This is a genomic window from Sphingobacterium psychroaquaticum, assembly GCF_004421025.1.
GTDB classification, from domain to species: domain Bacteria; phylum Bacteroidota; class Bacteroidia; order Sphingobacteriales; family Sphingobacteriaceae; genus Sphingobacterium; species Sphingobacterium psychroaquaticum.
Genome location: NZ_CP038029.1, coordinates 739,575 through 751,718, shown reverse-complemented (window position 1 = coordinate 751,718; position 12,144 = coordinate 739,575). Strand labels below are relative to the sequence as shown.

The 12,144-nt window shown below is 42.1% G+C and carries 8 protein-coding genes; 2 read left to right on the top strand and 6 right to left on the bottom strand.

All coding sequences use genetic code 11. The features are described 5' to 3' along the window. Positions 1–27 precede the first annotated feature (27 nt). Positions 28–1,023 carry a metallophosphoesterase family protein gene (locus tag E2P86_RS03130; RefSeq protein WP_134430700.1) on the top strand — a complete coding sequence of 332 codons (996 nt, stop codon included), beginning with the start codon at positions 28–30 and terminating at the stop codon, positions 1,021–1,023. Between the two features lie 103 nt (positions 1,024–1,126). Here the strand turns inward: E2P86_RS03130 and E2P86_RS03125 are convergent, their stop codons facing one another. From E2P86_RS03125 to E2P86_RS03110, 4 genes are all read right to left on the bottom strand, one after another. Next, entirely contained in the window at positions 1,127–2,617 is a 1,491-nt protein-coding gene (locus E2P86_RS03125) for an arylsulfatase (RefSeq protein WP_134430697.1), read from the bottom strand. A 65-nt stretch (positions 2,618–2,682) separates the two neighbouring features. Continuing rightward, positions 2,683–4,464 carry a RagB/SusD family nutrient uptake outer membrane protein gene (locus E2P86_RS03120; protein ID WP_134430694.1) on the bottom strand — a complete coding sequence of 594 codons (1,782 nt, stop codon included), beginning with the start codon at positions 4,462–4,464 and terminating at the stop codon, positions 2,683–2,685. 21 nt (positions 4,465–4,485) lie between these two features. Continuing rightward, the gene (locus tag E2P86_RS03115) at positions 4,486–7,725 is read right to left on the bottom strand and encodes a SusC/RagA family TonB-linked outer membrane protein (protein WP_134430690.1); all 3,240 of its coding nucleotides are present in this window, start codon (positions 7,723–7,725) and stop codon (positions 4,486–4,488) included. A gap of 194 nt (positions 7,726–7,919) precedes the next feature. After that, on the bottom strand, positions 7,920–8,753 hold the full coding sequence (locus E2P86_RS03110; protein ID WP_085472179.1) for a glycoside hydrolase family 16 protein: 834 nt from the start codon (positions 8,751–8,753) through the stop codon (positions 7,920–7,922). A gap of 292 nt (positions 8,754–9,045) precedes the next feature. Here E2P86_RS03110 and E2P86_RS03105 point away from each other — a divergent pair, with 292 nt between their 5' ends. After that, positions 9,046–10,206, top strand: a complete 1,161-nt coding sequence (locus tag E2P86_RS03105; protein ID WP_134430687.1) for an aspartyl protease family protein — start codon at positions 9,046–9,048, stop codon at positions 10,204–10,206. Positions 10,207–10,222: 16 nt separating this feature from the next. Here the strand turns inward: E2P86_RS03105 and E2P86_RS03100 are convergent, their stop codons facing one another. Together E2P86_RS03100 and E2P86_RS03095 are read right to left on the bottom strand one after the other, a co-directional pair. Next, positions 10,223–11,062, bottom strand: coding sequence for a hypothetical protein (locus E2P86_RS03100; protein WP_134430684.1), 840 nt, complete (start codon positions 11,060–11,062; stop codon positions 10,223–10,225). A 69-nt stretch (positions 11,063–11,131) separates the two neighbouring features. Further along, positions 11,132–12,133, bottom strand: a complete 1,002-nt coding sequence (locus tag E2P86_RS03095) for a DUF4302 domain-containing protein (protein ID WP_134430681.1) — start codon at positions 12,131–12,133, stop codon at positions 11,132–11,134. Positions 12,134–12,144: the final 11 nt, after the last annotated feature.

Genomic DNA, 12,144 nt, shown 5'->3' with positions numbered 1-12,144 from the left:
ATCAACAAAATAATAACCAATAAGATAATGATTGACCGTAAAAAATTTATTCAACTTGGGGCTGCTGGCCTGGGCGCACTGTTAGCCACCTCAAGTCGAGCAGCAGTACTTGCGACATCCGCTCCACAAACGCAACAAGGCACCGTTCGCTTTGGCGTTATCAGCGATCTACACTTTGATTTAATGCACGATGCAGGAGTGCGAGCGGAACAGTTTATAGCACAAATGAATAAGGAAAAACCAAACTTTATCCTTCAATTGGGTGATTTTTGTATGCCTAAACCGGAGAACCAAAAACTCCTGGATATTTGGAAAAAGTTCAATGGTCCTTCTTACCATACCCTGGGGAACCATGATACCGATGGTGGCTTTACCAAAGCACAGACTATAGATTTCTGGGGGATGCAGGCACCATATTACTCCTTTGATCGCGAAGGCTTTCATTTTGTTGTTCTCGATGGAAATGAAAAAAGTCGATCCACCAATATCCCAGGATATCCGAGAACCATCGAAAAGGAACAATTAGACTGGCTCCGGAAAGACCTGGAGACGACAAAACTGCCAACGGTTATTTCCTGTCACCAAGGATTGGATAATACAGAAGGAGGGCTGTCTAACGGAATGCAGGTACGCTTTCTTTTCGAACAGATTAATAAAGAAGCTGGATTCAAAAAAGTTATTTTAGTACTCTCTGGTCACCATCACCTCAACTATCATAACGAAATTAACGGAATCCATTATGTTCAGATTAATAGCTCTTCCTATTATTGGGTCGATGAAAGCTTTCGAAACGATGCTTTTGGAGAAGATTTCTACAAAGATCATAAATGGCTACGTCATACGCTGATTTATGAAAAACCACTTTGGGCAACAATCGCTATAGATAGTAAAAAACGTACGATTCAAATCGAGGGTACCGAAACCAAGTTACTGGGAAAAGATTTAAAAGAAACTGGTATCGATCTGCATAAGGATATCTACCCGATAAGTACGGCCATCGACTCCCGACGATTGAAATATTAATGGGTTGGTCTCGAGATATCTTTTTGCTAGTCAATCAACATGTAAAGCGGCGACCAGTACAAACAAAAAGGGAACGTCTGTCCGCGACGCTCCCTTTTTACATTTAAAATTTAGGATTAATAAATTCCCATTCCTTAATATGTGCGTGTTGATGTTCCCGTCGCACAATTTCGTCGAACTGACGCGCCAATACAGTTTGCTCCAAGAACCGATCCTGACTTTCCTTAGGATCTGTCTCCAGATCATAGATCTGCCACGGACTGTTTACATAGCCACGTGCACGGACATCCACTTTAACACCTTTCCAACGCCCCATCCGTATCGCAATTTGCCCCCCATTCTCCGGGTATTCAAAATAAATATAAGGTCGTTGGGGTCTGTCCGACTGGCCAAGCAGTACCGGCAAGATAGAAACACCATCCGTTTTAATATCCCGAATGTTCAAAATATCCGCAAAGGTCGTCATCATATCATATTGTACAGAAACAAAATCACTGACTACACCTTGAGCGATTTGCTTCGGCCAACGCGCAATAAAAGGAACTCGAATTCCGCCCTCATAAACTTCTGTCTTCGTCCCGCGTAGACCGCCGGTCAAATTAAAATAGCCAAGGTTAACACCGCCATTAAAAGTGGATCCGTTATCGCTCGAAAATAATACAATCGTATTATCATCCAGCCCCAGCTCTTTCAGCTTGGCCAAAATAAGACCGACCTGATCATCCAGATAGGTAATCATGGCCGCATAGGTGGACAAGGGATACTTCGATGGGTTATATCCTTGATTGCCTAAGTAAGGTTTCTCCCCAGGAAACTTTCCGATGTATTTTTCTACATACGATTTAGGGGCTTGCAGCGCCACATGTGGAATAGTATATGGCAGATAAAGAAAGAAAGGGTGCTCTTTGTTCCGAGCAATAAAGTTCAGCGCCTTTCCAGTCATCTTTTCCGGAGCATACTCTTTGCCCGAAAACGTATCAAATACCGCATCAACGGCAGCCTCGGGTTTTACCTGCTGATGTACGAACACATAAGGGTTTGCCAAACTATCCCACTTCCCGTTCTCCCATAAATGCGTGGGGTAATAGTTATGAGCTTGCTTCTGGTCCAAATAACCATAGGCGTAATCAAACCCTTGTTTCTGCGGATCACCAGTCGTAAAATGCATACCTAAACCCCATTTCCCTACTATTCCCGTAGTATACCCGTGCTCTTTCAGCATTTTTGGGAGGGTAAAGATGCCTTCCGGCAGCGGCATCTGTCCGCCTTCTTTATCATCCGGGAAACCGCCCATCTCGTAATTTCCTCGAATGTAAGAATGCCCACCATGTTTCCCTGTAAGCAACATGGCACGTGCTGGCGCGCAAACCGGAGTCGAGGTATAATGCTGCGTAAACCGAATTCCTTCGTTCGCCATTTGGTCCAAATGTGGCGTTTGGATTAACTTTTGTCCATACGCGCCAAGCTCACCATACCCCATATCATCAGCATAGATATAAATGATATTAGGTTTCTTGTGCGGCTGTGCGACGAGGTTTATCGCTCCTAACAGAACCAGCAGCAACAGCGCGATCTTCTTAAAAATTTGATACATGTATGTAGGATATTATGGATACAGGGTGGGATAAATATACACCCCAACCTGTACCTATTTTTCTATTATTTCCAACCCGGATTTTGTTTAATCTTCGGGTTCAAAGTCAGTTGATCAACCGGTATCGGACTTAAGTAGTCGCGATCCTTATTAAACTGAAAACCATTTTTAAGGCCGCCCACATTTTGATAGAAATCAATATAACCTTTATCATCTATCGGAAGGTTCTTAGCTGCTTTAGCAGTGTTTTCTGGCACGCCAGGCACTTCCCACTGCTGTCGTTTCGCACCTTTCTGGCGCTTTCCAATGATCTTTTCATCCATCGCGGCCCAACGGTAAAGATCATCAGCACGATAACCCTCAGCCGCCAACTCCACACGACGCTCCCTGCGGATTTCATTGAGAATAGGGCTAAGATCCTTAAATTCTTGATTTGGATCCGTCGTAACAGCACCTAACATTAGCTTGGGCATTCCCACTCGCTTACGCAATAAATTGACCGTTTTGTCCAGATCATCTTGGCTCAACAAACCCAATTCGGCACGCGCTTCCGCATAGATAAGCAAGCCTTCAGCAAAACGAAAGATAATCTGCCCCGTTGTCCCCTGATCTTGCTGCTGGTTGTAATCCGGATTATGCCCCTTATACACCTGATATCCTGTAATAGATTTATTCTCATTAGCCACCTCAAAAGTAGGATACATAAAGAGAGCCGGAGCCAATCCGTTCGGCCTATTGTTGGTCACGACATGCTCACCGTCATTCACATACATAGTTTGTCTAAGTCGCGGATCCCGATCTGTAACCACATCCTGCAACGTAGCATCCCCTTTATAAAGACTACTCACTCCGATAGGCAAACCATCTTTGCAAAGGTATGCATCGACCAAATCTTTGGACAAACCGCGACCAGCCCCTGTATTGGTATATCGGTGCCACCGGTGTCCCAAACCTAAATTGATATTGAATGCTCGCCACAACATAATTTCATTGTTCCCGGTATAGTCCACTTTATTGAATAATTTCCAATATCCATAAGGATCATCCCCTAGATCATGAAGCCCATAACCGCCTGATGTGGTCAACAACGCACCACTTACGGCCGCGGCCTTTTCCAAATATTTACGACCATCGGAACCTGAAACGCCAAAAACTGTCCCTTGATGATACTTTTCCCACGTACCTTCAAACAGCGCTATACGCGACAAAAACAGCATCGCTACTTCCTTTGTAATACGAGAAGGCTGTGCCTGTGCTTTTGTTGGAAGGTAGCTCACCGCCAAATCCAAATCCTGAAGAATAGAGTCCACAATCTGGTTCCGCGGCAACCGCTCATTGTACACCTCTGGAGAACTGGTCTCCAATGGCTTGGATACCCACGGTAAATCGCCAAAGGACTTAAGCTTTGAGAAGTAGAAATATGCCCGAAAGAAAAGAGCTTCCCCAACATAGGTTTTCACATTATCAAACGGTTCCGTTACTTTCGTATAGTTCGCCATAAAATAATTCATATTGCGCAACATACTCCAATCGTCATAAGCCCCGTATCCACCTCCACTCCCTGGAATAACACGTTCGCCATTCATCGCCGAATTGTAGGTCACATAAATCATATTGTCACTACCATCCGCATCTAAGCCGTAGATTCCAATACTCCCCCATCCATTATAATTGGGAAGTAAATTGTTGTAAAAATTATTCGCGTAGAGTTTCAGGTCATTTGATGTTTTCCAATAGTCAGCATCACTGATATTGGTTTCGGGGGTACGGTCAAGAAAATCTTTTTGACAGCCCGTAAAAATCACGGAAAATAACGCGACAAGGCTATATAAATGAATCTGTTTCATCTTAGTTTTTATCAAAGTATATTAAAAGGAAAAATTAACGCCCGCTGCATAAGTACGCTGTAGCGGATAGATCTTCGAATCACTGATGGACAATTCCGGATCCATCGTCTTAATTAAATCTGTTATCGTGAAGACATTGTCGATACTCACATAAAAACGAACCTTCCCAAAACCTATCCGTTCAAGCATTTGCTTTGGTAAACTGTAGCCCACCTGAAGATTTTTCAATCGGAGGTAAGAAGCATTCTGTAAATAACGTGTTTGTGCCACCGTATTTTTCCCATTTTGCCCCGTTAAATAAAATTTCGGGAAGTATCCATCAGGATTCTCTGCCGACCATCTATCCTGATGCACATCAAAAGGTGAACTTTGCCACTCATCACCTACAATACCCCAGAAATAATTGGATCCAATCCAAGCATCCCGCTTCGCGATTCCTTGAATAAAGAAAGAAAGGTCAAAACCTTTGTAAGCCGCATCTCCAGTAAAACCGTATGCATAACGCGGCGTACTATTTCCGATAACGCGTCTATCACCCGGATTCGAAAGAGTACCCGTACCAAAATCAATTTCTCCATTGCCATTGAGGTCAACATAACGCACATCCCCTGGTGTCCAGGTTTCGCCCGATATCTTCACCTGCTTCGGTGCAGCAGCCACCTCTTCCGCACTCTGGAAGAGACCATAGGTCTCATACCCCCAGATATCGTTCATCACCTGTCCCTCGTACCACGTATTTGTCAGACCTGCAGGATTTGGATACCGCGTAACTTTACCTTTATAGTCACTTAAATTAGCGCGTACTCCATACGATACCTCACCTACTTTATCGCGCCATCCAATACTCAACTCCATGCCACGTGTTTCCATACCAGCGTTGTTCTTCCGTGGTGGCGTAGCGCCCAATAACCCCGGAAGAGCCTCAGCAGGACCCGCAAAATCATCGGCTTTTCTGATATACCAATCAAATGTAGTGGTCAACTTGTTTTGGAAGAAGTTCACCTCAGCCCCCATATTTAATGAAGTCGTGGTAACCCAAGTTAAATCTGGATAGATTAAACCGGGAGGCGCCACAGTAGCCTGTTGATTGCCTCCAAACAGCCAATTTGAAGAGGTCGGTCGTGTGGTCTGTAGACTCGGATAGAAAGGGTACCATTGGGGTGAATCTGGCGTATCCAGGAACCCCTGGTCACCCAATGATCCATAAGATGCTCTTAACTTAAAAGTCGAAACAACAGGTTTAACCGCTTCGAAAAAAGCTTCTTTATCCACATTCCATCCAACCGATACTCCCGGATAGAATTTCCAACGTACATCCGATAAGAATCGAGATGTACCATCATAACGTCCGTTAAATTCAAACACATATTTTTCCTTGTAATTATAATTGAAACGTCCAAAAAAACCATCCGATGCCAAACGTCTCACTTGATCACTTACCGTCGCTGCTACACCGTATGTTAAACTCAATGCAGGAACATTATCTGAATACAGTTGATTGTTACTTGCTGCATAATACTGGTAGGAGTTTAAATCGCGAACATAACCTCCCATCACCGAGAAGAAGTGATCATCAACCTGTTTATCATACTTTGTAAACGCATTGATAATATGATGCTCTACTCGATAATTTGACCGGCTAAAACCATTAGGAAATGTCCCGCCGATCTGCGCCTGCGAACCATCAGGTCGTACCGTGAAAAGCGTCTTTGTATGCGAATTCAGATCTTGAAATGTTCCGTCAAACGTGTAGTTCGTCGTAGCTGTCCATCCCGGTGCTAATCGAAAAACAAATTCACCTGTCAGCAACGCTTTGTCAACCGTCGTACGGCGACGCCCACCATCTTTATGCAACAAAACGTCACTCGGATCAGAGTAGTTACCATCAGGATTAAACAATGCTACAGTCGGCCATTTACGCGCGATCTGGTGCATATAGTTTCCTCCAGTTTTTCCGCTATACGTATTCGGACCATCCTCAAGCTCCTTGGAGAAACTACCACGCAAGCTAAAATCAAGCATTTTCGAGATGGTAGTTGTGATATTTGTACGTACATTGAATCGTTTATAATCGTCAGAACCAAACTTATACATCCCATTCCGATCATTATAGCCGAGCCCTATAAAGTACTTCGTATGATCAGACCCTCCCGAAACATTCACATTATGCTGCTGACTGAAGGATAGATCTTTGAAATACACCTTAAACCAGTCGTTATTGGCATTACTCTCCCCCCAAGCGAGATACTCATTTGCCCCCGGCAACGTGCTGGCTATTGTCTCCGTTTTCAGCGATCCGTCCAGATACGATTTAATCCGGCCCAACGCATCCTCACTAAAAATGGGACTTCTACCGCCATTCTTGGCCGCCTCATTGTAAAGCGTCGCAAAATCTAACGAATTCATCATTTTCGGTAGGTTGATCGGTTCAGCCCAACTCAAATTGTTGTTGTAAGAGATTACGGGCTTCGCCCCTTTCTTGCCTTGTTTCGTTGTGATTAAGATAACGCCATAAGGTGCACTGGAACCATAGATAGCCGAAGAAGCCGCATCCTTCAACACAGAAATACTCTCAATATCATCTGCATTAATTGTATTTATATCTCCCCCTTGGATACCGTCGATGACGATCAAAGGAGACGCCGTGGTACCCAAGCCAGTAAAACCGCGCACGTTAATACTTTGTGTCGCACCTGGAGCCCCTCCTCCCGTTCCGGTTTGGATATTTAATCCCGGTAATTGCCCTTGTAATGCTTGGCTCACGCGAGAGATCGATCTATTTTGTAATGCCTCACCACCAATTTGTGAAACGGCCCCCGTTACAAGCGATTTATTTTGCTTGCCATACCCCACGACAACCACTTCGTCTAGGTTCTCGGCATTGCTCTTCAATATGACCTTTACCGCACCACCAACAACCTGAATGTGTTGACGAACATAGCCGACAGATGTAACAACAAGCATATCGCCCTTTGACGCTTTAATGGTGAATCTACCGCTCGCATCCGTGCTTTCGCCTATAGTCTTTCCTTGAATACTAACAGTAGCCCCAACAATAGGTAAGCCGGCCTCATCCGTAACAATACCCTGTATAAGATCCTGCGCATAAAAAGCCAATCTTGCTGAAGTGCTCGTCCACTCCGCGGTCGCTAGCGCAAACTTATCTAGGTTTTTAGAAGTAGCATAGCTCGAATCCAGTGCTAATAAACAAGACGCCCCAATAAGGAGTCCATGTTTTGATAGGTTTATAATTTTACTCATTTAGACTTTGGTTTAACAATCTGTGTTTAGTCTGTTTAGTTGTCAAATAGGTCTAAAATCTGGTTTAAATTGATTACGCTATCTTATGGTATATACGATCCTCCTTTCATTGTCCTTAATTAAGTGTTAGGGTGATGCCCATACAATAGAAATATTATGCAAAAGCTAAAACGATTTAAAAAAATGAAAAAAAATTATTGGTACACTTTTACCCAATCGACAACCATCTCTACCGGTAACTGTTCTTTCTGCACTTTACCAACCCAACTTCCACCCAATTGCTGATCGATCAACAGGTAAAACGGTTGGTCATATGGCCACTGGGAAGGATCAACACCTTTCATCCGCGGATACGTAAATGTATCTTTACCATTAAGCTGAAAAACAATCTTGTCGGGATACCAACTAATACCGTATACATTAAATACACCGGCATCCACAGAAGCCGTACCGTGATGTGGAGGGTTTTTCTTTTCACCCAGGTCTAAGGTGTAGTAAGAATGTGTGGTCTGATAGATAATGTTATCGAAGTTTAGATGCTCCATAATATCAATCTCGCCATTCCGCGGATACTTACCATATTTATCGAGTTCAGCGAGCATCCACATCGCAGGCCATGCACCTTGTGCGCTACCTAATTTGGCCTTAATCTCCACACGTCCATATTGAAACGCAAATTTTCCTTTACTCCATATACCACCAGTTAAAAAGGGGCGTTTATCGTAGGTCGTATCCGGATTATTAATCCCTAAAAGATACAGCTTGCCATGCTCCATCCGGAAGCACCGATCGTCTTGGCTCATATGCCGATTCCAGTCTGCCGTCCCTGCCGGAATACGACTCCATTTTGTGGTGTCCAGTTTTGTTCCGTTAAAATCTTCACTCCAAATCAGCTTCCACGCTTTGTTTTCCCGGCCTTCTTGCTGTATATAGATATGAGCCGGCAGATGGTTAGCGAGTCGCTTGTTCGTATGGCACGCAATGGCACTTAGTCCGAGAAGCATAATGATCCAGCGTTTGTTTTTCATTATTCGTTGGTATTAAAAAAATGGAGATAGGCTGTCTCGATAAAAAGCTGGCCGATCTATAATTGATTCTTTGGTATGTTAGGCTCGAATATATTCACAAATGAGAATGATTACAAATGCAACAAGCATGCAATCGTTTGGCTAAACAATAAGCTAAAACGCTTAAGCAAAATAACATAAGGATATACACCTTACCCACAACGCAAGTCAGTAAAATGGCGCGTACTTCGGTCTGAACAAACAAAACCACTGACCTATTTGTCCTAACACCTACGAACAACAAAAAAACGATATGCGAGCATTGTTACTCCTTTCCTTTTTGATGCTACTTACGAACTGTAACACAACATCAAAAATTTTTGATTCGGGTCAGGCTGAATTAAAAAACAATATAGAAACTATAGAACTGGACTACATTAGTGATATGCCCTTTGTAAAAGTAAATATCGAAGGTAAAACGTATAATTTCCTATTCGATACAGGTGCCCCCACAGTCATCTCTTCACAGATTTTTCAAGACCTTGGACTAAAGAAAAAAGCACAAGGCAAGGTAACAGATTCGCAGAAAAACAGTAAACAGCAAATTTTCACCCTGATTCCGGAGATGCATGTCGGCGCTATTACATTTCACGATATTGGTGCTATAGTTCTCGATTTTGAAAGTCCAGAATTTAAGTGTCTCCAAATGGATGGTATATTAGGAGCCAACCAGATGGCTAAACTTTTTTGGCGCATCGACTACAGCAAGAGGACAGCAGAAGCCACTAAAACACGAACTAGCTTTATGTCCGATCGATACCAATATGAGCTCCCCTTCACAACAAAGGACACCAAAACTCCGGTTATAGCAACAGAGCTGTTTAACAGAAAACTTGGTTTTACGTTTGACACAGGGTACTCCGGATTTCTATCGACGATAAGACCGACTGACTTGGATCAATACGATTATATCAGCTATAAAGGAAGCAAATCTGTCGGCGCCTTCGGCACTTCTAAACAAGATATTTTTTATCAGATTAAAGCAGATGATTTTAAAATTCATCGGGATACTTTTCGCAACATCATCGTTGAAACGGGAGCCTCGAATCTTATTGGAAATAAATTTCTTAAGAATTTTGTATTTATACTCGACTGGTGGGGAAACAAAGTGTATTTAGATGCAATAGGAACCGATCTTAGGCCTTCTCTTAAAACATATGGCTTTAGTTACCGATTCTATGAGAATCATCCCATTATATCTTCCGTTGTGGAAAACAGCGATTCTCCATTGCAAATTGGAGATATTATACTTCAGATTAATAACCGAAGTTTTGAAAACTTAAATGAAGAGGCTAGTTGTAAGTATATGCTACATCGAATTGAAAATGATACAGATTCCATTCACATAAAAGTAAAGCGTAACAACGAAGTGTCAAATTTTGTCTTGCATAGACAAGAATATTTCAAATTTTAGACCTCGTCTTTTAAAACTAAACTCCGGCGGGGTGATATTGTTTATAAACCATATTATAGTATTTGCTTTTCCGGGCATCCCCAGACATCCCATTGAATACACCTCTAAACTTATCAAAATCACGATGATTGTACAGTTGATAGAACAAAAAAAACATAGATACTTGACTATCTTCGTTAGATTTGATTTTTTTAATTAGAGCGGCATCTAAAATATCATCTTTCTGATAATTACGTTCTAGGTCGTTAACCAACAAATAACTTTCGCGTGCTTTTTCTAGGTTTGTGGCTTTAACATTGTTATAATAAACTTGTCGAACACTATCAATATGATCTTTCTTCCGACTGAAAAAAGAACTATAAAGTGCCCAATACTCATCGGCTAAATCACAAGCCTTACAGTTCAGGTTTTTAAATGCAATAACTTCCGCTCCACTGGACTCAATTTCTTCCAGCGTGACATCGTTTACTACGGATATTTTATAGAGTGAATCGGTCCTATCTTGAAGAAAAATAGGTTTCGTGAGCTCAAAATAATCTGCATCTTCTTCCTTATTAAACTGTTTGCTATGAAAAATACGATGTGAAATAAGTGTTTTGGGCCATGAAAAAACCGCAATATACATATCATCATCTATAGACGGAATGTAAAGGGTATCTCCAATTTTATAGGTGCTATTATGATATACCTCTTCCCCCGTAATAATATGATGTACACGAACACTGCAACTATCGACAGGCAGATTATCAAGGACCAACACCAGGCTTTTCGTCTTCAACAACTTACTATCCGGTGCTTGACATTGAAGAAGGCCCCCGGTAATAAAAAGCCCTATAAACATAAAAAGTATCCGCATACTACTATATATTAAAGGAAGGCCCGATGAGTAGCCACCAGACCTTCCAAACAACACTTGAAACAAAGACTACAGTAAGTTATTGTAAAAAGCTTTTACGATAACTTTACCATTTTTATCATACGCCTCGAACTCCATCTTAACGTTATTACCTGTTCTCGTTTGATTTTTCAATATCAAATAATGAGTCTTAATTCGCTGTCCTAATGCGATAACTGCCTGGTTCGTACCCGTATTATAGGGGATCGGAAACATCGATATTGTATTATGTCCCATCGTAACAGTTGTATTCACATTATTTGTTACTCCACCGGTCACAATAAAATAGTTCGAGGGTTTAAAACCTCCTGTCCCGATATTATAACCGATAGAAAAGGGATCTCTAATTCTATAAACGGTAGGATCCGCCCAACTCCAAAAACGCCATTGTACCGTTTCACTGGTATTAGTTTTCAGATTTTCTAACTTCATCTCTCCAACCACACTGTTTACATTTTGTGTAAACTGCGTAGAGGTCCAATCAAAGACGATAGGGTCATCTGCCCAGGTCCATGAATCCGGACGCTTAAACATTTTATAAATTACACCTCCTTCTTTATCATAGACCTTTCCACTCCGATAACACTGAATAGAAACCGTGTCCGCAGATACACCTATGATATTATACATATGATCCGTGATATCAGAAGCCTGAACCCCCACTCTATATAATGTTGACATAATCGAACCGGTGCTAAATATAAGTTGAGGCGCCCCTGTTCCTTTTGTAATATTAAAATACGATTCTGTATCTGCAGTCACACCGTAGATCGTCTTCACATAAACACGGTTTGCTGCTGTATCGAAGCGAAGAACAATAGGAGTATAAACATCTGCCCCTAATCCTGTCTTTGCCATCATAACCCATCCCTTTTCAGAAGATGCCAACACCCGTCTTGCCTCTTGCGCTACCTTATCCATACGATCAGTATTTTCGTCGAAATAGGAATTCGTGATATTATCCTTCTCACAAGAGACGAAAAAAGTACTAACTCCGACAAGCAGCATTAACCAATATATTATTTTTTTCATCGTCAATAATT